The following is a 26,116-nucleotide window of genomic DNA, read 5'->3' as shown; positions in this document are numbered from 1 at the left end:
CCGCCAGGGCCATCCCGGGCGGCGTATTTTTTGGGAAAAGGCAGGGCGTGCGACTACAGGCGGCCGTCCTTTTCCCGTTCCTTGGCCTGGTCGAAGTCGATACGCAACTGCTTTTTTTTGCGTTCGCGCACCTGGAAGGTCAGTTTGGCCCCGAGGAAAAAACACACCCCGATGACCGCAGCCCAGACGATATAGGAAAGCACGGGAAAGTCTCCTTAGCGCCGCGCCCGGGCGCAAACCGGCGCAACGCCGGGCGCGCCGTGGGGCATGGCGGGCTGGCCGGGCCGGGGATGCACGCGACGGGCCGACATCAGCCGGGGGTGGCAGGAGAGCGTCTCCCTGCCCAGGGCCAGGGAAAACCGACCGGAAGATTTCATGCGCCGTCTTTTGGATGCGTCAAGCGGGACATGTTGAGCCGTGCCATGCCTGGCGCATACCCATAGGAGTGTTGCCGACGTGTGCGGCATCGTCAACACGGACGCGGCAAAAGGCGTCCATGCTCCGCCCAGGCGGGGGATCAGCTCCCCTTCGTGCAAAGGTTTTCCTTGCGTGCCGTTTCCAGGAGTTCGCAATCGCCGAAGGTGCAAGCCTTCTGGTAATCCTCGCACATGGGGCCGTACTGCTTGAGATGAAAATAGGTATAGCCGCGCCCTTTGTAATAGTCGGCTTCCTTGGGGCCAAGGGAGATGGCCTTGTTGTAATCTTCCAGGGCCTTGTCAAAGTGTCCGGCCCGGGTATGGCTCAAGCCGCGCATGGAATAGGCCAGGGCGAAGGACTGGTTGCGTTCGATGGCCTGGGTGTAATCCTCGACAGCCCGGGTGTAGAGCTTCATGTAATAGAAGGCGTGTCCCCGGCTGGCATAGTAGTCGGCCCGGTTGGGGTTGAGCTTGATGGCCCGGTCGAACTGCTCGATGGCCTTTTGATACTTGTTTTGCTTGCCAAGCTCATTGCCTTTCTCGAAATAGCCTTCGGCGTCGGCCGGGCTGCCGGTTTCCGGCTCGGCCGCAGCGGGCTCGGGCGAGGTCGCGCCGGATGTGGCGGTCGGGTCGGTCGGGGAGGCCGGAGTGGCGACGGGCGTTTCCGGTTCGGCTTCTCGCCCCGGTTCGGCGGCGATTTCCGGTTCGGCCGATGGCGGGGTCTGCCGGGCGGCGGGGGCAGGCGTCTGGCCGGACGGAATGTTCAGCCGAACGCCGGTTTTGACCTTGCCGGAGGCAGCGGCGGGGTTGAGTATTTGGATGGCCTCGACGGTCGTGCCGTAGCGTGAGGCGATGGCGCCCAGGGTTTCCCCGCGCTTGACCTTGTGCTGGACGGTCTCTGCCGCCTTCTTGGCTTCGGCCTTGGGCTCGGCCTTGGGCTCACTTTTTTCGGGCTTCTCCGCCACGGCGCCAGGGGCTTTGAGGGTCTGCCCGACCTTGAGCTTGCGGGGGTCGAGGTTGTTATTGGCCTTGAGCAGCTCAGGGACGGAGATGCCCAGCTTGGCGGCGATGGCTTGCGGCGTATCGCCCTTTTGCACGGTGTATGCCCCGCCGGACGCCGCAGGGGCGGATTTGGCCTTCTCTTCGGCAGGCTTGGCTTTTTCCTCGGCGGCCTTCGCCTTTTCCTCAGCGGGCTTTTTTGACGCCTTTTCGTCCTGGCGAGGCTTGCCCTCGGCCGCTTTTAGCTGGGGCTTCGCCCCGGGGATGGTGATTTCCTGGCCCACGCGCATCTTCTTCGGATCAAGTCCGGGATTGGCCTTGAGCAGATCCTGGGTGGAAAGGCCATGTTTTTGGGCGATCCCGCCCGGGGTGTCGCCGGATTTGACGGCATAGGCCTGGGCACAGGGTGTGGAAAGCAGGAAGTGGATGGCGAAAAGGGGCAATATGAAGACAAAAAACATGGAAATACGGAACGTTCGGGGCATATGTCCACCTTGGTGAGAACGAGGAGTTCGATCTGAAAACGAGCCAAAACGACGTGTCTGTGAGGTCGGGACTGTAGACGTTTACGGAAAAAGGGGCAACTTTTTTTAGAGAGTTCGGTATTTCAATGGGTTGACTGACTTGGATGGCCTTGCGACGCCCCCCGGGGGGGGCTTGGAGCAGGGAGACGGCCCGGGAGCGGGGCGTGTCTGCCGGGGCGACGACGGGCCGCCCCCTGGTGGCGGGCGGCCGGACAAGGCGGCATGGCGGAAGGAATGCGGCGGCCCCGGGGGCTCCTGGCGTCGATTTCTTGGCCGGGGCGAAACGTTGCGGCCCTGGGACCGTGTTCCTGCCTTGCCCGAGCCGTCAGGACAGGGTATGGTCCATAAGGTATTGCTTGGAACCCGAAACAAAGAGAGTTTCGCTATGCCATTGGTGGTCAAGACAGACGGCGACATCGAGCAGGTTTTAGTCACCGCGTTGCACAAAAACTTCGTCTCCAAGGTCTTTCGCCACTGTTGGGGAAAAAACAACACCCCCTATTTCGCCGGGAATTGCTTCAAGGGCGTGGTGTATTTCGACGAGCGCATGGCCGCCGCCTTCGCCCGGGAGTCGGGCCAGGAGTGGAACGGCTGGCTGGCCCTGCCCAAACACATCCATCTGATCGCTGCGGTCTTCGAAAGCGGCCTGGAACTGACCGCCTCCTGCCAGGGACGCGTCACCACGCTTGGGACGTCGGGGCTGGCGACGCGCGTTACGTCTCCGACCCTGGCCTCCGTGGCCGGGAAGGTCGGGGAAGGCCAGGTGGCCGCACTCCTGGGGTCCGTGGACAAGGGCGCCATGGTGTTCACCCTGCCGGATTTCGACGGAGAGTTCGAGCCCGACAAGCTTTCGGCCGAAATTACCCGGTTCGACGATTTCTTTTTCGAGGACGCCCTGCTTACGGGGCTGTTCTACGACGGCCGGGAGATGTCCATGGAAATGGGCGAAAGTCGGGGCATGAGCATGATCGATCCGGTTTTGCTCGACGCCAATGGCCAGCGGCTGGACATGTACGATTTCACGGCCGGATGAAGCGCCTTTTTCCTTGAAAAAATGTCCGACCGGGGTACAACGGCACAACCGGCGACACGGCCGCGCCGCATGTTTTCCCGGCTGTGCCCGCCTTGCGCCGGAATCCACCGCAAAGGCCCGCGTCCATGAAAACCATCCTGGTCATCGATGATGACGAAACCATCCGTAGCGTGATGCGGCTGTATCTTGAGGAGGAGGGGCATGCCGTCTTGGAGGCCACGGACGGCAAGGCCGGAATGCGGCTTTTTCACGCCCATCCCGTGGATTTGGTCATTTTAGACATCTTCATGCCGGAAAAAGACGGCATTGAGACCATCCAAGACATTCGCGAAGCGGGAAACTGCAGGGTGCTGGCCATTTCCGGGGGCTCCCCCAGCATGGGGATGGATTTTTTGCACCACGCCAAGACCTTCGGGGCCAACGACATCCTGGTCAAACCCTTCAGCGAAAGCGAACTCCTGGACGCCGTTCACCGCCTCACGGCGGACTGACGCAGGCTGCCTGCGCCGTCAGGTCATGTCCGGGCCGGTCCCGGGGATCAAAACGCAGGACCAGCCCCGGAATTTCGTGCGCCGCAGCCGCCACAAACTCCAGCACCTCCTCCCGCGCCGTCGGTGCAAAAAAAAGACGCACCACGGCCGCATAGCGGTCCACCACGCTCATGCACGCCACATGGCCGTAGCCCTCCAGCAGAAAACGCAACAGGCCGACGTCCGCCCCGGGTAGGGACAGGTACAGCCGCTCGGAATTCCCGGGCGGCAGATAGGGCGGGCGTCGCCGTGGCCGCCGTCTCACAGGATCTCGCAGCCGTCGCCTGTGACAAGCACCATGTATTCCCAGCGCACGCCCCCCCAGGCCGGGTCGTACAGCCCCGGCTCCACCGTGATCACCATCCCCGGGGAAAGGCGTCCCTCGGCATAGGGGCTCAGGCTCGGGGCCTCGTGGGTCTCCAGGCCGATGCCGTGCCCCAGGGAATGGGTGAAGGCCGCGTCCACCCCATGGGCCGCGAAGGCGTTTTTGGCCAGCATATAGGCGTCCCGGTAGGAGAGCCCGGGGCGAATGGCCGTCAGGGCCGCGTTTTGGGCCTCCTGGACCATGTCCAGGGTGCGTTGGAAGCGATCCGAGGGGCTGTCGCCAACCCAGAAGGTGCGGGTCTGGTCCGAGCAGTAGCCGTCCAGGCGGCCGCCTACATCCACCAGGACCAGGCTGGCGTCCGTGGCCGCCTTGGATCCGGGGACGGCGTGGGGCATGGCGGCGTTTTCATCGACGGCCACAATGGACGGAAAGGACAGCTCGCTGGCCCCGAATTCCCGGAAGAGCTTCTCAATCTCCCAGGCCGCCTCGGCCTCGGTGATCCCCGGTAGCAGCACATCCGGCAGCCGGGCCATGACCGCGTGGTTGACGGCGCAGGAACGGCGCAACAGCGCGATCTCGCCCGGCTCCTTGTACAGGCGCAGGCTTTCCACGAATCCCGTGCAGGGGATCATGTCCATGTGTTCCGAGAGCAGGGCGTGGGTGTCGTAGGACAGGCTTTTGGCCTCGAAGAGGATCTTCCCAAGGCCCATGGACTTGAAAAGTTCGCCCATGGCCTGATACCGGTTGGAGGAATAGATGAAGATGCCGTCTGTCGGCCACAGCCTGCGGGCCGCGTCCAGGAACCGGGGATCGGTCAGGAGCTGGTCCCGGCCGCTGGTCGTGATCAGGAGCATGCCCGAGGATTCGTTGCACTGGGCGTCATGGAGCTCGAAGCCGCTTAAGTAATAGCGATTGGCGGCATGGGAGACGAGCAGGGCTTCGTGGCCTGCGGCGGCTAGGCTGGCGCGCAGGCGGTCCCGCCTGGCGGCGTACACGTGGGTGGTATCGTTGGTGTTTTCCATGCCGGGATTTAGCCGCATGTCGACCCCGGCGTCAACGCCCGCCACCCGATTTTTCGGCTTGGGTTGGTCTTAGCCCAGGCGGTAGACCGTCTCCGGGGTTCCCGCGACCATGCGCTCGGCCCACTGGGCGCCCTGCATGACCGAGTGGTCCATGTTGCCCACCTCGTATTTGAAACCGCCGAACCGGCCCCGGGAAAAGATGTCCGCCGCCTCCAGCAGGGGTTGAATCACGGCCAGGGCGCCGTCCCGGGAAAGGCACGGAATGGGATAGGCGTAGTCCAGGCGGGTCTGCCAGGTGGAGACCACCCGGGCCTGCTCTCCGGGTTCGAGCAGTCCGGCGGCCCCGAGCCCGGCCACGGCCCGCTCGATGTGATCGGCCCCGTCTTCGGGCTTGTGCCCGGAAAACGACACCTCGGTCATCAGCGCCCGGTGGCGGGGGACCGTGCCGTCGGGGGAGGGGGTGTTGTTGTAGGAATAGTTGTGGAAGTTGGTGACCCGGTAAAAGGGGCAGTTGGACTCGGGAAAATACATCCAGCATTTGGAGTCCGGGCGGTGGCCGTCGATGCCGATGCCTGCGATGAGCGCGCCGTTGTGCTTGAGCCGGGCGGCGGCCTGGCGGGCGGCGTCGGGCAGGCCCTGGGCCACGTCCAGGACGAAGCGGTCCAGGGGCATGGTGGTCAGGAGCCGGTCGTAGGACACGGTCAACCCGGCGGCGGTGCGCACGGTCTTTTGGGCCATGTCCACGGCCACGGTTTTCTGGTCGAGCCGCACGCGGTCGGTAAAACGCGCGGCCAGGCGGCGGAAGATCTCGCCCGTGCCTCCCGTGAGGGGGAAGGCGAAGGTCCGGTTGGGGCCCCAGGACACGTCGTCGCGGCTGCGGATGATGTTCTCCAGCACCCGGGCCAGGTCCACCACGCTGACCCGTTCCCCTATCCAGCGGTGGGACATGGTTTCCGGGGGATGGGCCCAGACCTTGAAATTGTAGGGGAGCATGAACAGCCGGGCGATGCCCGGCCCGAAGCTCTTCTCGATCCACTCCCGGAAGTGGGCGGGAGGGCTGGTCGACGCGCCGTTTCGGGCGACGGCCAAAAGGCCCTGCACGCATTCCCAGACCATGTCCGGGGGCAGGCGGCGGATGTTGTTCTGGAAGGGATAGGGCACCCAGGTGTCGGCCAGGCGTATCCAGGCCTCGCGCTGGTGGGTGAGGACATGGTCGCCCAAAAGCTCGTCCAGAAGCCGGTCGAAATGCTCGAAATGGGAAAAGACCACATGTCCGCCCAGATCCCAGGTGAATCCGGCCGGGTCCGTGAAACTGGCGGACAGGCCGCCCACATGGCCGTTGGCCTCCAGGACGAGGAAATCGTCGTGACCAAGCTCACGCAGCCTGTCCGCTGCGCCAAGCCCGGTGGGTCCGGCGCCGATGATCAGATATTTGACGCGCACGGCATCCTCCGCACAGGGGTTTGCGCAGGGTATACAAAAAATGTGCCGGGAGAAAAGAGTAGGGGGTTGGCCGGACGGAAGGCGAGGCAAATAAAAGCCCCTCTCCCCAGGCGGCCCGCAGCCGCCCGAATCGGGCCGCCCCGGGGGGATGCAGCGTCACGACATGCCGCACGCGGCGTGTCGCGACGGGAAAAAGTCTACCAGGCGGGACGACTGGGCTTGGGGGCCCGGGGTTTGGCCTCGTTGACCTTCAGGCTGCGACCTTCGTAATCCTTGCCGTTTAAGGCCTCGATGGCCGCGTCGGCCTCGGTGTCGTCATCCATTTCCACAAAGCCGAAGCCGCGCGGCTTGCCCGTCTCCCGGTCGGAGATGAGCTTGACGGAGGATACGGCGCCATACTGGGCAAAAAGATCGCGGACGTTGTCTTCGGAGGCCCGAAAGGGCAGGTTGCCGACATAAATGTTCTTGGGCATGAGTGAAAGACTCCCTTTTCTCAAGGCATTGGCTCAGAAGCCACGGACGAAGACTGCCGCAGACTCGCAGCAAAACGGGTGTACCGCGACCAGGCGGCTTGTCGGACGTCGGAACTCCGTTTATGCGGCGGATGATACACGCGGCGGGCGGCCTCACTGCCGTGGACATCTGAAGGATCAGATCGCGCTCACTATCAGCCGCCATTCCGCGACCACCGGGAAGGCGACACGATCTTGGGCGAACACTTTCCCCGTAGCGCAAAAGATATGGACCGGCAAGGGGTTTGTGCTGCCGCATGGACGACGATACGAAATTTTTTCGCCAGGCCGAAAATTGATGAAAACAATACCGTACCCCGAAGGTAAAACGAACGAGGCCGCACCATGCCGTGTGCGGAAAACCCCCTTTAGCGAAGGCCGAGCACGCAAAGCGTGGCGTTCCTCCTCCTTGCTCTTTGGGCCGGGCATGGAAACAAATGCGCCAGGGGCCGGAAGCGACCGCCGTTTCTAGAGTGGATGCTTTGGAAAAATGCCTGATGGCGCATGGAGAAAACCGTTTTGCAGGCCAGACAGGTGTTTGGAGATGGATGAACACCTTGTTTTTCCGGTGAAAATGGCGAATGGTCAGGGGGATGGGCAAAACATGCGGTGGCCGGGCGACCGGCCCGGTTGCGGGAGGTGGATCGCGATGGAGACCCTGCGCATCGCCTGGGTCGGACGGCATCCCCTGGATGCGGGCATGCGGGCCGTGTGCCCCGGGGTGGCCGTCGTGCCCCTGGACCCGCTCCAGGTGCTCTCCTTTGCCGATGTGGTCCGGCTGGCGGGGGGCGTTCCGGATGTGGTGGTCTATTCGGACAAGTCCGGCCCGCCGCCCTTTTCGGGCCTCGAACGCTTTCCCTGCCTGACGGTTTTCTACTGCGTGGACAGCCACATTCACGCTTGGTATCCGGACTATGCCCAGGCGTTTGACCTGTGCGCCGTGAGCCTTCGGGACCACCTGCCCCGGTTCGTCTCCCGCCTGGGGGCGGATCGGGTCATGTGGCTGCCGCCTTTTCCGCGCCTGGAGGATCGGCCAAAGGATGCGCCAAAGATCCACGACCTGCTGTTCGTGGGCAAGGTCGATCCCGTGCTGACCCCCGGGCGGCATGCCTTCCTGGCCGAACTGGGACGGCTCGTGCCGGGGCTTTGGGTCACCCGGGGCGCGTACCGCGACCTGTTCCCCACGGCCAAGCTGGTGCTCAACGTGGCCGAAGGCGGGGACCTCAATTTCCGGGTCTTCGAGGCCCTGGCCTGCGGGGCGTGCCTTTTGACCCCCGAGGTGGGCCACGGCCAGTCCGAGCTTTTTACCCCGGGCGAACACCTGTTCACCTATCCGGCCATGGACGCCCGGGCTGCGGCCGAACTGACGGAAGGGCTTCTGGCCGACGCGCCCCGGCGGGAGCGGGTGGGCGCCGCAGGGGAGGCCCTGGTGCGATGCGCCCATCGTCCCGAGCATCGGGCCGCCGCCCTGGTGGATTTCATCCAGGGACACCGGCCTTTTGAAGGCCTGATCGCGGCCAGACTGGACACAGCCGCGTCCCTGTTTTCAAAGGTGCTTCGTCCCCTGTACCTGCACTGGGCCGAGGCCCTGCGTCCCGCTCCCGAGGCCGCCGTCTATCTGGAGATGGGACGCAGAGGCGACAAGGCGTAGGGCGCGCTTCGCGTCCTGGCATGGAAGAAGCCGCTGAAATGCCTGACTGCGGGCGGGGTTCGGGGCACCGAACCCGGATAAAGGTCAATGGACGTGTCAGAGGCGAAAAAGTCCAGTCAGAAGCCAGCGCTCCACGTCTCGAACGTCCATCTCTTTGAGCGCCATGGCCACCATGCGCCCGACCACGTCGTCCAGATCAATCGACAGGCGAAATCCATTGCGATGTAAAGTCTCTGTGCAGGTCCAGAAGGCGGTGCGTTTGTTGCCGTCAAAAAAGAAGTGGCCCTGGGCCAGGCGCAGGCACAGGAAGGCGGCCTTGGCCGTGGCGGTGGGAAGTTCGGGATCGCCGGGGATCACGCCGTGCACCCGGGCCAGGGCGTGTTCCAGGGAACCGGGCTGCATCAGGGCGTGCCGCCCGCCGAAGCGTGTGGTCAGCCTGCGGTTGGCCTCGACGATCTCGGCCAGCGTCACACATTCGAAAGGCGTGTCCATAGCTCCGCGTTCCGGGACATGTCGTCTTCGAGGCGGGCCATGACGGTGTCGCGGATGTGCCCGGCAGGCGGTTCCCCGGTCTCCAACTCATGCGGGCGGCCGGTCGACTCGAGCCACTGGGCGCACAGCGTGCGGAAAAAAGAGGCCAGACCCAGGGCATGTGCGGCGATGATCATGAGGTCCAGGGCGGCAGGGTCGTGGGAGGCCTCGTAGGCCTGCTTCGCCATGGCCAGGGCGCTGGAAAAGTTGCCCGCCCAGGCCAGGGTGTTGGCGTAGTTGTATAGGGCGTCATAGCTGCCGTCCGTCAGTTCCAACACGGCCAGATGCCGGACATGCATGGTCTTTTCGTCGCCCAGAAGTCCGGCCACGGCGCCGAGCACCGTCAACGCTCCAATCCTGTCTGCGTCCAGAAGACGTTCTGCCTGTCGACGGATCCGCATGAGCGCCACCTCGTCGCGCCTGCCGGAGGTGACGATGTCGTTTACGGCGTGGATAAGGTCGGTATATTTCGTGGCGGGAACGGGCATGCCGAATCCTGTGTGGGGAAGTGTGTGTCGGTGCGTCCATCGCACAAGGATATGGAAATCTGTAGTCTCTGGCGCGGATTCCGTCAACGCGGGCGCTACGTCCGGCGTGGTTGCGGATTCAGCCGGGATTGGACAAAAAGAAGTCTCGGGAAGATTCCCGGGCAGTGCGCGACGCTACGCGATGCCGAGCTTTTTTAAGCGAATCTCGATGCAGGACAGGGCCGCCGGGGTGATGCCCGAGATGCGTCCGGCCTGGCCCATGGTCCGGGGGGCCACCCGGCTGAGTTTTTCCACGGCCTCCCGGGAGAGCCCGGGGATGGCCGCATAGTCCAAGTCGGGCGGGATGGGCGAGGCCTCCCGGCGTCCGGCCCGGGACACCAGTTCCTCCTGGCGTTTCAGATAGCCCTCGTACTTGATGCCCGTCTCCACCTCGACGCACACGTCCGGGGCGCTTCCGCCCATCTCCGGGACCAGCGGCAGCACGTCGGCGATCTCGATTTCCGGGCGGCGCACCAGTTCGGCCAGAAGGGCCGATTTCAGCTCTGTGGGGCCGATTTTGTCGCGCAAGGCCTGGGGGGTCTCGTCAAGCCGCACCCGGGTGGCGGCCATGGCCGCGGACAAGGCTGCCACGGCCCGCATTTTATCCAGAAAAGCGTGGTGTTGGGCGTCGCCCACCAGCCCCAGCTCACGGCCAAGCGGGGTGAGCCGGGCGTCGGCGTTGCCCTCGCGTAAAAGCAGGCGGTGTTCGGCCCGGGAGGTGAACATGCGGTAAGGTTCGGTGGTGCCCTTGGTCACCAGGTCGTCCACCAGGACCGCCATGTAGGCCTGGTCCCGGCCGGGCAGGAAGGGGGCGCGCCCGGAGAGGGCGCAAAAGGCGTTCACGGCCGCCCACAATCCCTGGGCTGCGGCCTCCTCATAGCCCGAGGTGCCGTTGATCTGTCCGGCCAGATAGAGTCCCGGCACGGCCTTGGCCTCAAGCGTAGGGGCAAGCTGGGTGGGGAAGGCGAAATCGTATTCGATGGCGTAGCCCGGGCGCACGATCTGGGCCTTTTCCAGGCCCGGGATGGCCGCCAGCATCTTTTTTTGCACGTCCAGCGGCAGGCTGGTGGGGATGCCGTTGGGATAGACTTCGGGACTCTCCAGCCCCTCGGGCTCGATGAAGACCTGATGCCGTTCCTTGTCCGGAAACCGGGCCACCTTGTCCTCGATGGACGGGCAGTAGCGGGCCCCCGTGCCCTGGATGACCCCGGTGAAAAGCGGCGAGCGGGAAAACCCCTCCCGGATGGCGGCGTGGGCCGCCGCATTGGTGTAGGTCAGGTGGCAGGGAACCTGGCGCAGGACCGGACCCGGGCCGTGGAAGCTGAACCCCGGGGGCGGGGCGTCGCCGGGCTGGGGCGTGGTCTTTTCAAAGTCCACGCTGGCCGCCAGAAGCCTCGGCGTGGTGCCGGTCTTGAGCCGTCCCAGGGACAGGCCAAGCGACTCCAGGCTGGCCGAAAGCCCTGTCGAGGGAGGGTCGCCCAGACGGCCGCCGGGAAAATGGTCCAGGCCGACATGGATGAGGCCGCGCAAAAACGTGCCCGTGGTCACGCACACGGCCCGGGCCGCGAACTGCTGGCCCAAAAGCGTGCGCACCCCGCAGACGCGCCCGTTTTCAGTCAGGATGTCCTGCGCCATGTCCTGGAACACCCACAGGTTTTTTTGGGCGAAGATGTCGCGCCTTACCACGCGCAGGTAGGCGTCGCGGTCGATCTGGGCCCGGGTGGCCCGCACGGCCGGGCCCTTGCGGGTGTTGAGCGTCCGGAACTGGATGCCTGCCTCGTCGGCCCACAGGCCCATCATGCCGCCCAGGGCGTCGATCTCGCGCACCATGTGGCCCTTGGCCAGGCCGCCGATGGCCGGGTTGCAGGACAGATGCCCGATGCGGTCCACGTTTATGGTCAAAAGCAGCGTGGCCAGGCCCAGGCGGGAGGCGGCCATGGCCGCCTCGCACCCGGCGTGCCCCGCGCCTACCACCGCCAGGTCGAAACGGTCGGGAAGGGAGGGTTTTTCGGTCATCGGTCGAGGAGCACCCGGGCCATGACCTTGGCGTCGGCGATGGTCTTGGCGATGCTCGATTGTTCATTGGGCTGATGGGCGTTGTGCATGAGGCAGGACCAGACCACGGCCGCAAAGCCCCGCTTGCGCAGGAAGGCGGCCACGGTGCCGCCGCCGATGCCCATGGGCCTGGGGTCGTTATGGCACACGGCCCGGATGGCGGGCAGAAGCCGGGTCACGATCTCGCTGTCCAGCGGGGTCGCGGGCGAGGCCTGTTCTTTTTGCACGATCTCGATGGCGACCTCCACGCCCCGGGCGTCGGCCACGGCGGCGCAGATGTCGCGCACGGCGGCCAGCACGTCGTCCAGGTCGTAGACGGGCAGCACTCGGCAGTCCATGTAGAACACGTCGCGGCCGGGGATGGTGTTGATGTTCTCCACGTTGGCCTCTTTCTTGGTGGGCGAAAACGTGGAGCGCGGCGGCGCGAAAAGTTCGTCCTGGTCCGGGAAGGTCTCGTGCAGGGTAAGCAGCCTCAGCGCCAGGTCGGAGGCGGCCACGAAGGTGTTTCTCCCCTCGTCCGGGGTGGAGGCGTGGCATTGTCGGCCGAAAAGCGAAAACTTCAGCCACAGCATGCTTTTTTCGGCCACCTCGACCATTTCCCCGTCCGGGCGGCCGAAGTCCGGGATGAGAAAGAGGTCGCGCGGCGTGAAAATCCCGGGATGCTGGGCCAGGACGTAATCCAGGCCGTGCTTGCTGCCGGTTTCTTCGTCGGCGACAAACAGCATGCCGTAATTCATGGGCGGGGTGAGGCCCTTTGCCGCAAGGGCCTTGGCCAGGATCACCGAGGCGGCGATGGCCTGCTGGTTGTCCTCCACGCCCCGGCCCCGGAGGATGTCGCCGTCCACCACCAGCTCGTAGGGGTCGCTGTCCCACAGGGACAGGTCGCCCGGGGGCACCACGTCGATGTGGGAGATGGTCCAGAAGGTGCGCGAGGCGTCTGCGCCGGGGATGACCACGGCCAGGTTGGGGCGGTGGCCGCAGGAGACCCGGTCGTCCGGGGCGCTGAATTCCCTGGCCTCGGGCAGTCCCAGGCTTTTCAGATACAGGATCAGGTCGTCGGCCTTGCGGCGTTCGCCGTCGCCGCCATTGAGCGGCCCCAGGGCCGGGATGGCGGTCATGCGGCGTTGCAGGGCGATGATTTCGTCGCGCTGGGCGTCAAGGAAGTCGAGCACGGTGTCGAGCATGAAAACCTCGGGGATGGCGTTGGCCGGTGGGGCGCGGCCCCGTGCCCGGCGTGGGGATGCGCCAGGATAGCCGGTTGCCGCGCCCAAGGCAACGCCTGGCCGCGCGAGACCGCAAGGCCAAGCCCCGGGCGATTTCGAGCGGCTCAAGGAATGCGCCCACGGCGACGCCTGGCCGCGTGAGACCGCAAGGCCGTTTCGGGCAGACGCGGGAACGTCAAAAAACCGGGGGAACCAACTGGTTCCCCCGGCATGAAATCCTGATGCGCGTGGGCCGCCCTCGGGCAAAAAAGGCGGGGCGCACGGTTCTCCCCGGGAGGGGATTCCAAAGGGGCCGCGCCCCTTTGGCCGCCGGAGGCAGTCCCCGAAACCGCAGTCCCGAAGCGTGGGCTACCGGCCGCGGGCGGCGCGCTTCACCCTTGAAAATACGGCGGCATTTTTAAGAAAATCCATCGATTACGCCGTTGCCGGCCGCGAGCGGCGCGCTCCCCCCACTTAAAAAATACGTCAGTATTTTTTAATAAAAATCAATCTCTTGCGCCATTACCGGCTGCGGGCGGCGCGCTCCCCCCCACTTAAAAAATACGTCAGTATTTTTTAAGAAAAAACTAACTATTCCGCCATTAACGGCCGCGAGCGGCGCGCTTGGATGCCTTCAAGGGGTTGATGTTGACCTTGCCGCCCTTGTCGATCTCAAGCTTTACGTGGGTGGCGAAATTGCACACCTTCTGGGCCCACTTGCGCTCGGGCAGGGGATAGCTGGTGCAGTAGGTGGCGCCTTCGACTTCCTTGGTGCGTTCGCAGCCCTGGCACTTCTCGACGATGGGATGGCATTCGATGCCGTTGACGGTGATGGTCTGGGCGGACATGGGTTTCCTCCATGAAAAATGACGCGCGGGGCGTCCGTTGCTGTCTATTCGTGTTTGTGCGAGAAACAGGCCCTTTTATTCATTTGCCCGGACTTGTCAAGGCCGTTTTGCAGCCAGGCTCACGGCCATGTCCCGGGCCTCCCGGAAAAGGGCCGCAACGTCCATGCCCGGGAACCGGCCGTCCCGGTAGACCACGCGGCCTGCCACCATGGTCAGGACCACCTCGGCCCCGGAGGCGGCGTAGACGATCTGGGAGGGCGCGTCGAAAAAGGGGACCATGTTCGGCCGGGCAAGCGACAGGACCGCCAGGTCGGCGTGGCCGCCCGGGACGATGGCCCCGATGTCCGGGATGCCCAGGCAGGCCGCGCCCGAGAGGGTGGCCGAATCCAGGGCGGCCCGGGTCGGGAAGGCCGTGGGGTCGCCGGTGGCCAGTTTGTGGGTCAGGCTGGCGCAGTTCATTTCGGCGAAAAGGTTCAGGGTGTTGTTGCTGGCTGCGCCGTCCGTGCCCAGGCCCACGGTGACGCCCCGTTGCTGCATGGCCGGGACCGGGGCCGTCCCCGAGGCCAGTTTGGCGTTGCTTCTGGGGCAGTGGGCCACCCGGGTTCCGGTTGCGGCCAGGAGGTCCAGGTCGTTGTCGTCGGTGTGGACGCAGTGGGCGAGCAGGCAGTTTTCCCCCAAAATTCCCAGGGAATGCAGGTGGGGGATGACCCGTTTGCCGGTTTTCTCCAGGCTGTCGGCGTTTTCCGTAACGCCCTCGGCGGCGTGCAGGGTGAAGACGGCGTGTTCCCGCCGGGCCAGGGCGGCGCAGGCGGTGAGGGTGGCGTCCGAGGCGGCGTAGGGCGAATGGGCCACCACCATGGCTTTCAGGCGCGGGTGGCCGCGCAGATGATCGAAGAGGGCGCGGGAGATGTCCAGGGCCTCGGCCGGGGTTTGGGCCGAGGGGGTGGGGAAGTCGAGCACGCCCTCGCCGACCACGGCCCGCATGCCGAATGCGTCGGCGGCCCGGGCGGTCTGTTCGGAGAAGAAATAGAGATCCGCAAAACAGGTGGCTCCGCAGGCCAGCATCTCGGCGCAGGCCACAAGCGAGCCCAGATGCACGGCTTCTGGGGTGAGCAGTCTTTCCATGGGCCAGATGTGGTTGTGCAGCCAGTCGGCCACGGGCAGGTCGTCGGCTAGGCCTCGAAAAAGCGTCATGGCCGCGTGGGTATGGGTGTTGACCAGGCCGGGCAGGATCAGGGCCTGGCCCATGGCAAGCGTTTCGGCCGCAACGAATGCGGCGGCCAGTTCGGCGCGCGGTCCCACGGCGACAATGCGGCCGCCGGATATGGCCACGGCCCCGTCCGTCACGGTCTCCCGGGCGGCGTTCTGGGTGAGGATGTGGGAAGCGGTGACCAGGGTGTCGCAGGGGGTGGGCATGGAGGCGTCGTTTCTCATGCCCTGGCTTTTACGCTGCTGACCGTCGGGATGCAATCGGCCGTATTCTTGACGGGTTGCGGCAAACCCGATAGGAGCGCAAGGGTTGAGCGGCATGTTCCCCGAACAAGGAGGCCTCATGGATCTGCGCGCATTGCTTCGTGAAATTTACGACTTCCCCAAGGAAGGCATCGTCTTTTTGGACATCACCCCCCTTTTGGGCGACGGCAAGGCCTTTCATCACGCCGTGGACATGATGGCCGCCCGGTTCGCCGACGCCAACCCCACCAAGATTGTGGCCGCCGAGGCCCGGGGATTTATTTTCGGCGCGGCCCTGGCCTACAAGATGCGCATCGGGTTCGTGCCCGTGCGCAAGCCCGGCAAGCTGCCCTACAAGACCCAGAGCGTGACCTACGACCTGGAATACGGCACGGACACCCTGTGTATGCATGAGGACGCCGTGCTTAAGGGCGAGAAGGTGCTGGTCGTGGACGACCTGCTGGCCACGGGGGGCACGCTCAAGGGCGTTTTGAAGCTGGTGGAGTCCTTCGGGGCCGAAATCGCGGGCGTGGGCGTTTTGGTGGAGCTGGATTTCTTAAACGGCAAGGACGGCCTGGACGGCTACAGCGTGCAGAGCGTGGTGCATGTGGGCACGCCGGACAAAAAGCCCTCCTGCGCCTGATCGGCGGCGCCAAAAGGCGCCCCGGGGAACCATCGACTGACCGTCCGCCCTGTCCGCGCGGCCTGGGCCGCACGAGAAGGGGCGGGAACGACAAAGGAAAACCCTATGCGCATCGGCATCATCGGCGGCAGCGGCCTGGATGATCCGCACATTTTGGAAAACGCCACGGACCTGGAGATGGACACCCCCTACGGGCCGCCCAACTCCACCCTGCGGGTGGGGAAAATCGCCGGACGCGAGGTGGCGCTCTTGGCCCGGCACGGCCGCCAGCACACCGCACCGCCCACCCAGGTCAACTACCGGGCCAACATCTGGGCCCTCAAGGAAGCCGGATGCGCGGCCATTCTGGCCACCACGGCCGTGGGGTCGCTTCGTGAGGACATCCGGCGCGGCGATCTGGTCATTTTGGACCAGTTCATCGACTTTACCCGGCTTCGCCGTCTGTCCTTCCACGACCATTTCAAGCCCCACGAGCCCCTGCACACTCCCATGGCCGAGCCGTTCACCCCGAAGCTGCGCGAGGTGCTCATCGCCGAGTGTAAAAAGCTCGGCTACCGGCACCACGAGACGGGCACGGCGGTGACCATCGAGGGACCGCGCTTCTCCACCCGGGCCGAGTCCAACATGTTCCGCCTGTGGGGGGCCGACGTCATCAACATGAGCATCTCCACGGAATGCGGCCTGGCGGCCGAGGCCGGGACGCCGTATGCGGCCGTGGCCATGTCCACGGACTACGACTGCTGGAAGACCGACGAGCCGCCCGTGACCTGGGACGAGATCGTGCATATCTTCAAGGAAAACGCGGAAAAGGTGACGTCGCTTCTGGTCGAGACCATCAAGGCGCTGTAAATCCGTCTGGGTGCGGGATGGTTTATACGGCCGGGGGCGAAAGTCTTCGGCCGTGTCTTTGTTGTCGGGGAACAGCCATGGACGGCCCGCGCGGGACGAAGATTGCGGCGTTTCCCGGGGACCGGGTGACGTGTCGGTTTCACGGGGCGCGCACTGCCGACACGTCTTCGCCGTGAGGGACCGCGCGCTTCGTCTCGACCTTGCCTGGCGGAACGGGGGCGCCGTGATGAACTGTTGACAATAGATCATTTTAGGTGTATTTATTATGAATGGGAAGGAAGTGCTCCGGCGGCTCAAGGCTGCCGGTTGGAAGTTGGACCGGATTTCCGGAAGTCACCATATTATGGCCAAGGACGGCTGTGCCGTCCCGGTCCCGGTGCATGGCGCCAAGGATATCGGTCCCGGGCTCCTCGCCGCCATCGCCCGCCAGACCGGCGTGGATCTGAAATAGGAGTTGCGGACATGGACATACGGTATCCCGTGGTGCTCGAAGCCGAGCCGGGAGGAGGCTTCTTCGTCCGTTTTCCGGATTTCGAAGATGTCTTCACCGAAGGTTCGACCCGCGACGAGGCCCTGTGCAACGCGGTCGAGGCCCTGTCGGGCATGCTGGCCTTCAAGCTCGAGAATGGGCACGCCATCCCGCGACCGGAGGCAGTCCCGCCGGACGCGGACGCCGTGGCCCCGGACGCCAAGGTCCAGGCGGCGCTTCTGGTGCGGTTCGCGCGCGGCGCACGGTCCCTGGCAGAAGTGGCCCGCGCCCTGGGAACCTCATGGCCCTCGGCCAGGCGTCTGGAAGACCCCTCCCACTGGCCGAGCTTAAAAAGCCTGGATCGGGTTGCCGCCGTGATGGGGAAGAAGCTGGTTTTGTCGTTTGAATGAACGAAAATGGGGTTTTACGCCATAAATCGGCCGGGGGCTTGCGCCACCGGCCGTTTTTCCGTTTTCGGCCGGGCGGGTTACGCCTTGGGGAGCAGGGGGATGTAGATCTCCGTGCGCAGATCCTTGGGCGGCGTGGTGGCCGGGTCGTTGACGTAGATTTCAAAACTCGGGGCGTAGCCGGGCTCCCGGGAAAGCTTCGGCAGCTCCACGCCGCACAGGGTGGCGTAGCTTTGGTGCAGCCCGGAATAGGGCCCTTCGTGCAGGGCCATGGCATAGTCCCCGCCGCCGATGTCCATGATCCCCACCGGCCCCTCGGCCGTCACCCCTTCGGGCACGGTGAGGCAGGCGTCGTAACGGATTTTTTCCGGCGGCGTGACCTCGGGGTCGTCGTGGCAGACCCCGATGACCCGGGCCTGCGGCCCGAGCAGGCCCTTGGGCCCGGCCCATCCGCACAGGGTTTCCCAGGCCGCGTGGCAGCCTGCGTAGGGGCCCACGTGGCGCACGTAGGCCACCTTCGTGACGGGGAAGAAAACGATTTTTGCGTCCATGGCGATGTCTCCTTGTGGTGTGGGCGGAGGCACGGGGCATTTGGGCAGGGGCAGCCCCCGGCGGGCGGCCTCCCGGTAGGCGCTGGGCGAGACGTCGAAATGGGCCTTGAAGGCCCGGGTGAAGGCCTCGTGGCTGTCGTAGGCGCTGCCAAGCGCGATGTCCGTCACCGGCCGGGCCGTTCGGGCCAAAAACATGGCCGCCCGCTCCAGGCGCAGCCGTCTGGCGTAGGCGGCCAGGGATTCCCCCACCATGCCGGTGAACACCCGGTGGAAATGGTGCGGCGAATAGTGGGCCAGCCCGGCCAGATGCTCCAGGGAGGGCAGCGCGTCCAGGTTGCCTTCCATGCAGGCCAAAACCCGGTTGATGCGCTGCCGGTAGTCGTCTCGCGCCACGCGTGTCTCCATGGGCGCGGTGATAGCAGGTCGCTTGGGACGCCGCTTGACCGTTTTTGCGAATGTCGCCCCCAGCCAGGCCCGGAACCAAAAAAAACCGCCGGTCTCCCGGCGGTGACAAGGCGGCAGGGCGCATCCCGGGTGTTATTTCTCCGGGTCAGGACGCATGCTCATGACCGGAACCACAGCACTTTTGATGACCTTCTCGGCCACGGAGCCGAAGAGGATCTTGTCGATGCCCTTGCGGCCGTGGGTGCCCAGGACGATCAGGTCGGCCTTGACGTCCTTGGCGGCGTTTAAGATTTCTTCCGCCGCATATCCCGTGGCCACCCGGCCTTCCACGTTTTGTCCCGGAAAATGCTCCTTCAAAAAGGCGTCCATGGTCTCCGTGGCCCCGGTCACGATGCCCTGGACGAAGTTGTCGATGTAGCTGGCCTGGACGTGGAACTCCACATATTGGTTGAGCGAGGGGGCCACATACAGCACCACCAGTTTGGCCCCGAAGGCGTCGGTCAGAAGCCGCGCATAATCCGCCACCTTGGGACTGACCTCGGAAAAATCCAGGGCGCAGAGAATCGTCTCGATCTTGGCCATATACAGCTCCCGTGGGTTTAAACGTTGGGATTGTGAAACGATGGCCATACCCTAGCCCAAGCCCCGGGCGATGGAAAGGGGCGGACGAGGCGCCAGGAGTGCTCAACTGGCGGCCAGAACGCGTTTTTGCCGGTAGCGCTCGATGCGATCCGAAAAAAAGACGTTGAAGGCAAAGCAGAAGCCCACAGAGATCACCACGGACAGGATGGGGAGCATGGCCGGGGGATAGAAGTAGCGCACCACGACGATGATCAGCCAGTGCGAGATGTAGATGGGATAGGAGAGTTCGCCGATGGTGCGGTCCCAGGTCACATACTTGGTGAACACAAAGGCGTAGGGGAGCGCGAAAATGGCCAGAGCGTAGGTGAGAAGCTCCTTGGCGAATCCGCCGGGGAGAAACTGGTAGACCGCGAGATAGCCTAAAAAGCTTAAGGTCACCGCCTGGGGGAGCCAGGGGCGCATGGGCCGGGTGGTGATCCTGGTATAGAAACGGTGGCACAGGATGCCCAGGATGAAGAACCCGAATTCAGCCGGAAAAAACCGTTGTTCCCAAGGATCGATGGGGAGCTCCACACGATAGATGTACCAGCGCACGGCGAAGCTCGCCCCTGCCAGAAGCAACAGCAGCGCCAGCCTGCGGCGCACCAGAAACGGAGCCATGAGGTAGAAGATGAGTTCCAGGGACAGGGTCCAGGCCTGGGGAATCAGGAGAAAAAACCAGGCAGGCTGGGGGGAAAGCAGGGCGTTGGCGTCGAAATACAACATCCCGGCGTCCTTTGTCAGGCCCATGAAAAAAAGGATGTCCTGACCGACGATGCACAGGTTGGCCAGGACCAGGGCGGCGGCGGAGAGGGGGCTGAGGTAATCCTGCCGCGTAAACCAGGGGCCAAGCAGCAGCGAGGAGTCCAGAAACATTCGGAAAAAGAGGGAAACCGCCACGGCCAGGGCCAGGATGACCCAGTAGGCCGGAAAAAGGCGCAAGATCCGGTTGGTGATGAACAGGCGGTAGCTCCCGGGGCCGACATATTTTTCGCTCAGGATGAGCGACATATAAAAGCCCGAGATGATGAAGAAAATTTTAATCGCAATATAGGCGTCGGTAAAAACCAGTCCGAACAGGGGCCCGGTGTGGTTGATGACCACGGTAATGGCCAAAAGAAAACGGATGGCGCCCATGTCTCGTCCCTGTGGAAGCGCCCCGAACGTCCCATCCGACGTTCGGGGCGTCGCCCCCTGAATCCTGTTATCCGAATCTGCAGCCGCAGCGATGCCGGACGACTCGCACCGCCGCCCTGACTCAGCCCCGGAGCGCCCGGGTCAACTTGTCCTTGTCGTCGATGAACAGCTTATAGTTGATGGAGTCTTCCAACGCCTGCCAACTGGCCTCGATGACGTTGTGGGACACCCCCACCGTGGTCCAGCGCCGGTTCTGATCCCCGGACTGGCACAGCACCCGCACGTACGACGCCGTGCCCGATTCCTCCCGGTTGGCCGAGGTCAACACCCGCACCTTGAAATCCAAAAGGCGCATTTCGCTTAGGCGCGGATAAAAGCCCCGCAGCGCCTTGCGTAGCGCCCGGTCCAGGGCGTTGACCGGACCCCGGCCGGTGGAGGCGGTGTGCTTGAGACTGCCGCCCACCTTGATCATCACCGTGGCCTCGGTGGTCAGTTCGTCGCGGGTGAAGGCCTGATCGTCCAGGATGCGGTAATGGATCGGCGTGAAATAGGAGCGGGCCCGGCCCAGCACCCGGTTGAGCAACAGCTCATAGGAGGCCTCGGCCGCCGAATATTCGTAGCCCTTGCTCTCGCGATCCTTGATGGTGGTCAAAAGCTCCAGAACGAAGGGATCATTTTTGTCCAACTCGAAGCCGTATTCCCGGGCCTTGAACAGGATGTTGCTCTGGCCCGAGAGATCGGACAACAGCACCCGGCGCCGGTTGCCCACCAGGGAGGGATCGATGTGTTCGTAGGTCAAGGGGTTGCGGGCCACGGCGCTGACATGCACCCCCCCCTTGTGGGCGAAGGCGGAATCTCCCACGTAGGGTTGCCGGGAAAACGGGGCCAGGTTGGCCACCTCGGCCACAAAGGTGGCTATCGGGGCCAGAAGCGGCAGACGTCCCTCCGGCAGGCAGGACTGGCCGAACTTGAGCTCCAGGTTGGGGATGATGGCGCACAGGTTGGCGTTGCCGCAGCGTTCGCCGTAGCCGTTGATGGTCCCCTGCACATGGGTCGCCCCCTGGCGCACGCCCTCCAGGGCGTTGGCCACGGCCAGCCCTGAGTCGTTGTGGGGATGGATGCCGAGAACGGCCCCTGGCAGGGCGGCCCGCACTGTGCGCACCATCTCGCCCAGATCGTGGGGCAGGGTTCCGCCGTTGGTGTCGCACAGGACAAGCGCGTCGGCCCCAGCCTTGTGCGCCGTGGCCAGGGCGGCCAGGGCGTAGTCGGGGTCGGCCTTGAAGCCGTCGAAGAAATGCTCGGCGTCGAAAAAAAGCTCCCGGGCATGGGGGCGCAGATAGGCCAGGGAACCGGCGATGATCTCCAGATTGCGCTCCAGGGTGGTGCGCAGGGCCTCGGTGACGTGGATGCCCCAACACTTGCCGAAGATGGTCAGCACCTCGGTCTCGGCGGCCAGAAGGGCCTTGAGGTTGGGGTCGGCCTCGGCCGTGGACTTGGGATTGTGGGTGCTGCCGAAGGCCGCCACCCTGGCGGTTTTCAGGTCGTAGTTGCGGATTTCCTTGAAAAACCGCTTGTCCGTGGGGTTCGATCCCGGCCAGCCGCCCTCGATGTAGGCCACGCCCAGTTCGTCGAGTTTCACCGCCACCCGGATCTTGTCCTCGGTGGTCAGGTTGATGTCCTCGGCCTGGGTGCCGTCACGCAGTGTGGTGTCGTAGATGTCGATTCTGTCCATGGCCTGTTTTACGTCCCTGTCCCGGCCGGGGGGCGCCGGATGTGTGTCCGCGCGTGCGGCCCCCGCCCGGAGGCGGCAGGGACCGTTTCTCTCTGTGCGGTATGAAAAAAAGCATGTTAAAAAAAAGAGCCTGAAACAAAAGGGTGCATCGGCACGCGGTACGGAAGGAATTGCGGCGTTACAACACAGTCCTTTCAACTGGAACAGCGCGACTGGGGGGCTTTCCCCGGCCCTGGCGCGCGGTTCCTGTTTCGCCCCGTTTTTCAAACATGGTATCGGGTGCGGCCTGCATCTGCAAGCGTTGATCAGCAGACCCGATCACCGCCCGCCCTGTCCAGGCCGAAGGCGTCGTGCAGGGCGCGTACGGCCAGTTCCAGATACTTTTCCTCGATAAGGCAGGTGATCTTGATTTCCGATGTGGAGATCATGAGGATGTTGATGTTTTCGTTGCGCAGACAGGTGAACATCATGGAGGCCACGCCCGAGTGGTTGCGCATGCCCACGCCGATGACCGAAACCTTGCATACGTTCAAATCGTGCTGCACTTCCACCGCGCCGATGTCCTTGTTGTCGCGGGAAAGGATCTCCAGGGTCTTTTCCAGATTGGTCCGGGATACGGTGAAGGTCATGTCCGTGCGGCCGTCGCGGCTGGTGTTCTGCACGATCATGTCCACCAGGATGCCCGCATCGGAGATGGGGCTGAAGATGGCGGCGGCCACGCCGGGACAATCCATGACGTTGAATACGGTGATGCGGCACTGATCCTTGTCGTAGGCGATGCCCGAAACCAGCACGTCTTCCATCAGCTCGTCCTCCTGGGTGACCAATGTGCCGGGATCGTCGCAGAACGTCGAACGCACCCGGACAGGAACATTGTATTTCTTGGCGAACTCCACGGACCTGATCTGCAAGACCTTGGCCCCCATGCTGGAGAATTCCAGCATTTCGTCGTAGCTTATGCGGTCCAGCTTGCGGGCCGTGGAGCACATGTTGGGATCGGTGGTGTAGACGCCCTTGACGTCGGTGTAGATCTCGCACACGTCGGCGGAAAGCGCCGCCGCCAGGGCCACGCCCGTGGTGTCCGAGCCGCCGCGCCCAAGCGTCGTCAGCCGCCCGTGACAGCTCACCCCCTGGAACCCGGCCACCACCAGCACGTCGAACTCGTCGAGCATGTCCAGCAGTTTGGCGTTGTCGATTTCCAGGATGCGGGCCCGGCCGTAATTGTTGTTGGTCAGGATGGGGATCTGGAAGCCCATGACCGAGCGGCATTTGATGCCCGCGTCTTTGAGCAGCATGGCGAACAGGGTCACCGAGACCTGCTCGCCCGTGGTCACCAGGGCGTCGCACTCGGAGAGGTCCGGATTGGCGGACCATTGCCTGGCCAGCCCCAAAAGGCGGTTGGTCTCCCCGGACATGGCCGAGAGCACCACCACCACCTTGAAGCCTTCCGCCAGGCCTTTTTTCACCCGGGCCTCGACCTGCTTCATGCGATCCAGCCCGGCAACCGACGTGCCGCCGTATTTTTGCACCAATATACGCATGCTTCCTCCGCGTTGCCGGGGCCGCGTCAGGCGCGGTCCCGAGGATCCGTGTCGCCGGGTGGGGGGCCTTGGCCGCCGTCCCCGGAAAAGATCTCCAGATGGGGCGCCAGGGCGGACAAGAGCGCCTCGGCCGTGGGGCCGTGGGCGCTGATCTCCACCATCCGCCCCGCGAAAGAGGGCCTGAAAAAAAAGGCCAGATGGTCGCGTTCCAGGCAGTCCTGGGGCAGATGCTCGGCCCATTCCACGGCCAGAATGCGCCCCGGACGGTCGCGCCCCGTGTCCGCCTGGCCTGGGCCGCCGGTCATGCCGGACGCCTGTCCGTCCAGGAACTCGGCGCTGTCCTCGAACAGCTCCCGGGCCTCTTCCCCGTGTAGGCGGTAGAGGTCCATGTGCACCACTTCCGGCCGGGTGGGATAGATGTTGACCAGGTTGAAACTGGGGCTTGCCACCTCGGCTTCGTCACCGCCGGGCAGGTTTTCGGCCAATCCGCGAATGAAGGTGGTTTTGCCCGATCCCAGGTCGCCGCGCAAGAGCACAACGGTCACGCCCTGGGCGTTTTTCAGGACCGTTCCCACGACGGCCCCCAGGCGCACGGTGCGGGAGGCCTCCGCGAGAACCACGGCGGTGGGGACGCAGGGCATGGGGCGGCGTCTATTTCACGATGGCGTTTAAGATGTCGCGCATGCCGATGACCCCGGCCAGTTTTCCGCCGTCCACCACCGGGACGGTGTGGAAATTGCGGTCGGTCATGAGCGTGGCCACCTCGTCGACAAAGGTCTCGGGGGTGACGCAGACGGGTTTCGGGGTCATGGCCGATTCCACGGTCATGGCCGTGATTTTTTCCATCTCCCGGTCCAGATCCTTCATGGAGCTTAGGGGCACGAATCCGTCGAGCAGGGAGAAGACCGAGGGCAGGGAGATCTTTTTCTGCTGGGCCACCAGATCGCTCTGGCACAGGATGCCCACCACCGCCCCCTGGGGGGTGACGACCGGCAGGCCGTTTATGCCCTTGTCCAAGAGCAGGCGGGCGGCCTGGGAGATTTCCGTGTCCGGGGTGACGGTCACCACCTCGCGGGTCATGACGTCTTTGGCTTTGAGCATGCTTGGTCCTTCTTTATGGTTGGGGGTGGCGAAACACCCGGGGCAGGGCGTCGGCGATGTCCACGGCCGTGTTCCCCCGCCGGGGAAAGCGCCGGGAAAGGCGTTCCCCGCAAAGGCCATGCCAATACACCCCGAGGCAGGCCGCAAGCAAGGGGGAGCACCCGGCGGCCAAAAGCCGGACCACGACCCCGGCCAGCACGTCGCCGGACCCGCCCACGGCCAGGTTTGGCGCGGCATGGGGCGACAGGATGGCCGGCGAGCCCGCATGGGAACCGTCCACGATGACCGTGCCCGGTCCCTTGAGTACGACCACGGCCCCGGTGCGCGCCGCCAGGGTCCGGGCCGCCCCGGGACGGTCGGCCTCCACCTCGGCCACGGACAGGCCGAGCAGTCGGGCCATCTCCCCGGGATGCGGGGTGAGCACCGCGCCAGACCCCAGCCGGGTGGCCAGGTCCGGCACGCGGGCCAAAAAAAACAGGGCGTCGGCGTCGAGGATCACGGGTCCGGGCAGGGGCCCGGGCGAAAAAAGTCCGGCCAGAAACGCCTCCCCCCCGTCCTCGCGGCCAAGTCCCGGGCCGATGACCACGGCGTCGGCCGTTGTCGCCAGGGCGCGCACCGCCTCGGCCATGTCCGCCGACCAGCCCGCCCCCGGGGAGGTCTCGGGCAGGGGCGCGGTCATGATCTCCGGCCGACCGGCCTTGACCGCAGGCTCGATCCCGGCCGGGCAGGCCACGGTGACCAGCCCGGCCCCGGCCCGCATGGCCCCCATGGCGCACAAAAGCGGCGCGCCGCAAAGCCCCGGGCTGCCGCCGCCGACCAGCACCTTTCCGGCCGTCCCCTTGTGCATGAGGGGCGAGGCATCGGGCGCATGGTCCATGATGCCCGGGCACAGGCCCGCAAACGAGGCCGGATGGGCGGCCTTGACCTGGGCCGGGATGCCGATGGGGCAGACATGCAGGCGCCCGGTGAAGGGCCGGGCATGGGGCAGAAAAAGGCCGACCTTGGCGGCCTCGAAGGTGGCCGTGGCCGTGGCCCGCACGGCGTCGGGGCCGGGAAGCCCGGTTGCCCCGTCCAGGCCCGAGGGGATGTCCAGGGAAAAAACGAGGCTTTTGCTCGAAGCGGCATTGATCTTCGCCACCCAGGCCGCGAAATCCGGGGCCAGGGAGCCGCGAAAACCGGTGCCGAGCAGTCCGTCCACAAGGATGTCCGGGCGTTCGGCCAGGGCGTGTCCGGCCCGGGACAGGGACGCCATGGGCAGGCCGAGTTTCTCGGCCAGACGCAGGTTGTAGGCCGCCGACTTGTGGAAACGGGCCCTTTTGCGGGCCAACAGAAGAAGGGGATCGGCCCCGGCCATATGGAGCATCCGGGCCAGGGCCAGGGCGTCGCCGCCGTTTTGGCCGGGACCGGCGTAGAGATGGACCCGGGCGCCGACCAGGGGGCCGTACTGCTCTTCGAGCACGTCGAGGGCCGCCCGGGCCGCATTCTCCATGAGCACATGGGGATGGAATCCGAAGTCCTGCATGGCCGCCGCGTCCCAGGCGGCCATCTCGACCGGGGTGGGCAGGGGGACGACGCTGCCGGGGGGCAGGA

General features: G+C 64.9%; 28 protein-coding genes. 7 read left to right on the top strand and 21 right to left on the bottom strand.

Translation table 11 applies throughout. The features are described 5' to 3' along the window. Positions 1–53: 53 nt before the first annotated feature. The 3 genes from V3572_RS06065 to V3572_RS06055 all read right to left on the bottom strand — a co-directional run bounded on the left by V3572_RS06065 (position 54) and on the right by V3572_RS06055 (position 1,900). Positions 54–203 carry a hypothetical protein gene (locus tag V3572_RS06065; RefSeq protein ID WP_163300235.1) on the bottom strand — a complete coding sequence of 50 codons (150 nt, stop codon included), beginning with the start codon at positions 201–203 and terminating at the stop codon, positions 54–56. Between the two features lie 12 nt (positions 204–215). Next, a complete protein-coding gene (locus V3572_RS06060) occupies positions 216–377 on the bottom strand; it encodes a hypothetical protein (protein ID WP_332110086.1) in 162 nt (53 codons plus the stop codon). A 140-nt stretch (positions 378–517) separates the two neighbouring features. Further along, positions 518–1,900, bottom strand: a complete 1,383-nt coding sequence (locus V3572_RS06055; protein ID WP_332110085.1) for a LysM peptidoglycan-binding domain-containing protein — start codon at positions 1,898–1,900, stop codon at positions 518–520. Between the two features lie 424 nt (positions 1,901–2,324). Here V3572_RS06055 and V3572_RS06050 point away from each other — a divergent pair, with 424 nt between their 5' ends. Next, positions 2,325–2,972: a hypothetical protein gene (locus V3572_RS06050; protein WP_332110084.1), complete on the top strand. Its 648-nt coding sequence runs from the start codon at positions 2,325–2,327 to the stop codon at positions 2,970–2,972. A 125-nt stretch (positions 2,973–3,097) separates the two neighbouring features. Beyond that, a complete protein-coding gene (locus tag V3572_RS06045) occupies positions 3,098–3,463 on the top strand; it encodes a response regulator transcription factor (RefSeq protein ID WP_332110083.1) in 366 nt (121 codons plus the stop codon). Here V3572_RS06045 and V3572_RS06040 read toward each other — a convergent pair. From V3572_RS06040 to V3572_RS06025, 4 genes are all read right to left on the bottom strand, one after another. After that, the gene (locus V3572_RS06040; protein ID WP_332110082.1) at positions 3,450–3,767 is read right to left on the bottom strand and encodes a DUF4911 domain-containing protein; all 318 of its coding nucleotides are present in this window, start codon (positions 3,765–3,767) and stop codon (positions 3,450–3,452) included. The genes V3572_RS06045 and V3572_RS06040 overlap by 14 nt on opposite strands. After that, positions 3,764–4,867, bottom strand: coding sequence for a M24 family metallopeptidase (locus V3572_RS06035; RefSeq protein ID WP_332110081.1), 1,104 nt, complete (start codon positions 4,865–4,867; stop codon positions 3,764–3,766). Before V3572_RS06035 ends, V3572_RS06040 begins: the two co-directional genes overlap by 4 nt. Before the next feature lie 51 nt (positions 4,868–4,918). After that, the gene (locus V3572_RS06030; protein ID WP_332110080.1) at positions 4,919–6,292 is read right to left on the bottom strand and encodes a protoporphyrinogen/coproporphyrinogen oxidase; all 1,374 of its coding nucleotides are present in this window, start codon (positions 6,290–6,292) and stop codon (positions 4,919–4,921) included. Positions 6,293–6,489: 197 nt separating this feature from the next. Further along, positions 6,490–6,765, bottom strand: a complete 276-nt coding sequence (locus V3572_RS06025; RefSeq protein ID WP_332110079.1) for an RNA recognition motif domain-containing protein — start codon at positions 6,763–6,765, stop codon at positions 6,490–6,492. A 688-nt stretch (positions 6,766–7,453) separates the two neighbouring features. Between V3572_RS06025 and V3572_RS06020 the strand changes: the two genes are divergently transcribed. Beyond that, positions 7,454–8,455 (top strand): glycosyltransferase family protein, encoded by a 1,002-nt coding sequence (locus V3572_RS06020; RefSeq protein WP_332110078.1) that lies wholly within the window; start codon positions 7,454–7,456, stop codon positions 8,453–8,455. Between the two features lie 96 nt (positions 8,456–8,551). On the opposite strand, the gene V3572_RS06015 is transcribed toward V3572_RS06020, so the two are convergent. From V3572_RS06015 to V3572_RS05990, 6 genes are all read right to left on the bottom strand, one after another. After that, positions 8,552–8,947 (bottom strand): type II toxin-antitoxin system death-on-curing family toxin, encoded by a 396-nt coding sequence (locus V3572_RS06015; RefSeq protein ID WP_332110077.1) that lies wholly within the window; start codon positions 8,945–8,947, stop codon positions 8,552–8,554. Continuing rightward, complete coding sequence (locus V3572_RS06010) at positions 8,923–9,474, bottom strand: hypothetical protein (protein WP_332110076.1); 552 nt, start codon at positions 9,472–9,474, stop codon at positions 8,923–8,925. Before V3572_RS06010 ends, V3572_RS06015 begins: the two co-directional genes overlap by 25 nt. Positions 9,475–9,648: 174 nt before the next feature. Beyond that, positions 9,649–11,529, bottom strand: a complete 1,881-nt coding sequence (gene mnmG, locus V3572_RS06005; RefSeq protein ID WP_332110075.1) for a tRNA uridine-5-carboxymethylaminomethyl(34) synthesis enzyme MnmG — start codon at positions 11,527–11,529, stop codon at positions 9,649–9,651. Then, positions 11,526–12,752: a M20 family metallo-hydrolase gene (locus V3572_RS06000; RefSeq protein ID WP_332110074.1), complete on the bottom strand. Its 1,227-nt coding sequence runs from the start codon at positions 12,750–12,752 to the stop codon at positions 11,526–11,528. The genes mnmG and V3572_RS06000 overlap by 4 nt, the downstream gene beginning before the upstream one ends. A gap of 620 nt (positions 12,753–13,372) precedes the next feature. After that, a complete protein-coding gene (locus tag V3572_RS05995) occupies positions 13,373–13,618 on the bottom strand; it encodes a PxxKW family cysteine-rich protein (protein WP_332110073.1) in 246 nt (81 codons plus the stop codon). A 96-nt stretch (positions 13,619–13,714) separates the two neighbouring features. Next, complete coding sequence (locus V3572_RS05990) at positions 13,715–15,052, bottom strand: amidohydrolase (RefSeq protein ID WP_332110072.1); 1,338 nt, start codon at positions 15,050–15,052, stop codon at positions 13,715–13,717. 118 nt (positions 15,053–15,170) lie between these two features. Between V3572_RS05990 and V3572_RS05985 the strand changes: the two genes are divergently transcribed. The 4 genes from V3572_RS05985 to V3572_RS05970 all read left to right on the top strand — a co-directional run bounded on the left by V3572_RS05985 (position 15,171) and on the right by V3572_RS05970 (position 17,441). Then, a complete protein-coding gene (locus V3572_RS05985; RefSeq protein WP_332110071.1) occupies positions 15,171–15,713 on the top strand; it encodes an adenine phosphoribosyltransferase in 543 nt (180 codons plus the stop codon). Positions 15,714–15,818: 105 nt separating this feature from the next. Then, complete coding sequence (gene mtnP, locus V3572_RS05980) at positions 15,819–16,562, top strand: S-methyl-5'-thioadenosine phosphorylase (RefSeq protein WP_332110070.1); 744 nt, start codon at positions 15,819–15,821, stop codon at positions 16,560–16,562. A gap of 265 nt (positions 16,563–16,827) precedes the next feature. Continuing rightward, positions 16,828–17,013, top strand: coding sequence for a type II toxin-antitoxin system HicA family toxin (locus tag V3572_RS05975; protein ID WP_332110069.1), 186 nt, complete (start codon positions 16,828–16,830; stop codon positions 17,011–17,013). A gap of 11 nt (positions 17,014–17,024) precedes the next feature. Next, positions 17,025–17,441: a type II toxin-antitoxin system HicB family antitoxin gene (locus V3572_RS05970; protein ID WP_332110068.1), complete on the top strand. Its 417-nt coding sequence runs from the start codon at positions 17,025–17,027 to the stop codon at positions 17,439–17,441. Positions 17,442–17,518: 77 nt separating this feature from the next. On the opposite strand, the gene V3572_RS05965 is transcribed toward V3572_RS05970, so the two are convergent. The 8 genes from V3572_RS05965 to V3572_RS05930 all read right to left on the bottom strand — a co-directional run bounded on the left by V3572_RS05965 (position 17,519) and on the right by V3572_RS05930 (position 26,114). Further along, entirely contained in the window at positions 17,519–18,382 is an 864-nt protein-coding gene (locus tag V3572_RS05965) for an AraC family transcriptional regulator (RefSeq protein WP_332110067.1), read from the bottom strand. Between the two features lie 144 nt (positions 18,383–18,526). Next, positions 18,527–18,976 carry a universal stress protein gene (locus tag V3572_RS05960; protein WP_332110066.1) on the bottom strand — a complete coding sequence of 150 codons (450 nt, stop codon included), beginning with the start codon at positions 18,974–18,976 and terminating at the stop codon, positions 18,527–18,529. 102 nt (positions 18,977–19,078) lie between these two features. Beyond that, positions 19,079–20,152, bottom strand: a complete 1,074-nt coding sequence (locus tag V3572_RS05955) for an acyltransferase family protein (RefSeq protein WP_332110065.1) — start codon at positions 20,150–20,152, stop codon at positions 19,079–19,081. 121 nt (positions 20,153–20,273) lie between these two features. After that, positions 20,274–21,884: a citramalate synthase gene (gene cimA, locus V3572_RS05950; protein ID WP_332110064.1), complete on the bottom strand. Its 1,611-nt coding sequence runs from the start codon at positions 21,882–21,884 to the stop codon at positions 20,274–20,276. Positions 21,885–22,189: 305 nt separating this feature from the next. Then, positions 22,190–23,425: an aspartate kinase gene (locus V3572_RS05945; protein ID WP_332110063.1), complete on the bottom strand. Its 1,236-nt coding sequence runs from the start codon at positions 23,423–23,425 to the stop codon at positions 22,190–22,192. Positions 23,426–23,451: 26 nt separating this feature from the next. Further along, positions 23,452–24,066, bottom strand: a complete 615-nt coding sequence (gene tsaE, locus V3572_RS05940) for a tRNA (adenosine(37)-N6)-threonylcarbamoyltransferase complex ATPase subunit type 1 TsaE (RefSeq protein ID WP_332110062.1) — start codon at positions 24,064–24,066, stop codon at positions 23,452–23,454. A gap of 10 nt (positions 24,067–24,076) precedes the next feature. Further along, positions 24,077–24,526: a CBS domain-containing protein gene (locus tag V3572_RS05935; RefSeq protein ID WP_332110061.1), complete on the bottom strand. Its 450-nt coding sequence runs from the start codon at positions 24,524–24,526 to the stop codon at positions 24,077–24,079. 13 nt (positions 24,527–24,539) lie between these two features. Next, positions 24,540–26,114, bottom strand: coding sequence for an NAD(P)H-hydrate dehydratase (locus tag V3572_RS05930; RefSeq protein ID WP_442877361.1), 1,575 nt, complete (start codon positions 26,112–26,114; stop codon positions 24,540–24,542). Positions 26,115–26,116: the final 2 nt, after the last annotated feature.

The organism is Desulfolutivibrio sp. (assembly GCF_036584575.1).
Taxonomy (GTDB): domain Bacteria; phylum Desulfobacterota; class Desulfovibrionia; order Desulfovibrionales; family Desulfovibrionaceae; genus Desulfolutivibrio.
Note: the sequence above shows the minus strand (reverse complement) of the source record. Positions and strands in the feature narration are given on the sequence as shown.

Bases quoted from the DNA above. Each gene is read 5' to 3' on its own strand.
- V3572_RS06060 (WP_332110086.1), bottom strand. From the start codon at position 377: ATGAAATCTTCCGGTCGGTTTTCCCTGGCCCTGGGCAGGGAGACGCTC.
- V3572_RS06055 (WP_332110085.1), bottom strand. From the start codon at position 1,900: ATGCCCCGAACGTTCCGTATTTCCATGTTTTTTGTCTTCATATTGCCC.
- V3572_RS06050 (WP_332110084.1), top strand. From the start codon at position 2,325: ATGCCATTGGTGGTCAAGACAGACGGCGACATCGAGCAGGTTTTAGTC.
- V3572_RS06045 (WP_332110083.1), top strand. From the start codon at position 3,098: ATGAAAACCATCCTGGTCATCGATGATGACGAAACCATCCGTAGCGTG.
- V3572_RS06035 (WP_332110081.1), bottom strand. From the start codon at position 4,867: ATGCGGCTAAATCCCGGCATGGAAAACACCAACGATACCACCCACGTG.
- V3572_RS06025 (WP_332110079.1), bottom strand. From the start codon at position 6,765: ATGCCCAAGAACATTTATGTCGGCAACCTGCCCTTTCGGGCCTCCGAA.
- V3572_RS06020 (WP_332110078.1), top strand. From the start codon at position 7,454: ATGGAGACCCTGCGCATCGCCTGGGTCGGACGGCATCCCCTGGATGCG.
- V3572_RS06015 (WP_332110077.1), bottom strand. From the start codon at position 8,947: ATGGACACGCCTTTCGAATGTGTGACGCTGGCCGAGATCGTCGAGGCC.
- V3572_RS06010 (WP_332110076.1), bottom strand. From the start codon at position 9,474: ATGCCCGTTCCCGCCACGAAATATACCGACCTTATCCACGCCGTAAAC.
- mnmG (WP_332110075.1), bottom strand. From the start codon at position 11,529: ATGACCGAAAAACCCTCCCTTCCCGACCGTTTCGACCTGGCGGTGGTA.
- V3572_RS06000 (WP_332110074.1), bottom strand. From the start codon at position 12,752: ATGCTCGACACCGTGCTCGACTTCCTTGACGCCCAGCGCGACGAAATC.
- V3572_RS05995 (WP_332110073.1), bottom strand. From the start codon at position 13,618: ATGTCCGCCCAGACCATCACCGTCAACGGCATCGAATGCCATCCCATC.
- V3572_RS05990 (WP_332110072.1), bottom strand. From the start codon at position 15,052: ATGAGAAACGACGCCTCCATGCCCACCCCCTGCGACACCCTGGTCACC.
- V3572_RS05985 (WP_332110071.1), top strand. From the start codon at position 15,171: ATGGATCTGCGCGCATTGCTTCGTGAAATTTACGACTTCCCCAAGGAA.
- mtnP (WP_332110070.1), top strand. From the start codon at position 15,819: ATGCGCATCGGCATCATCGGCGGCAGCGGCCTGGATGATCCGCACATT.
- V3572_RS05975 (WP_332110069.1), top strand. From the start codon at position 16,828: ATGAATGGGAAGGAAGTGCTCCGGCGGCTCAAGGCTGCCGGTTGGAAG.
- V3572_RS05970 (WP_332110068.1), top strand. From the start codon at position 17,025: ATGGACATACGGTATCCCGTGGTGCTCGAAGCCGAGCCGGGAGGAGGC.
- V3572_RS05960 (WP_332110066.1), bottom strand. From the start codon at position 18,976: ATGGCCAAGATCGAGACGATTCTCTGCGCCCTGGATTTTTCCGAGGTC.
- V3572_RS05955 (WP_332110065.1), bottom strand. From the start codon at position 20,152: ATGGGCGCCATCCGTTTTCTTTTGGCCATTACCGTGGTCATCAACCAC.
- cimA (WP_332110064.1), bottom strand. From the start codon at position 21,884: ATGGACAGAATCGACATCTACGACACCACACTGCGTGACGGCACCCAG.
- V3572_RS05945 (WP_332110063.1), bottom strand. From the start codon at position 23,425: ATGCGTATATTGGTGCAAAAATACGGCGGCACGTCGGTTGCCGGGCTG.
- tsaE (WP_332110062.1), bottom strand. From the start codon at position 24,066: ATGCCCTGCGTCCCCACCGCCGTGGTTCTCGCGGAGGCCTCCCGCACC.
- V3572_RS05935 (WP_332110061.1), bottom strand. From the start codon at position 24,526: ATGCTCAAAGCCAAAGACGTCATGACCCGCGAGGTGGTGACCGTCACC.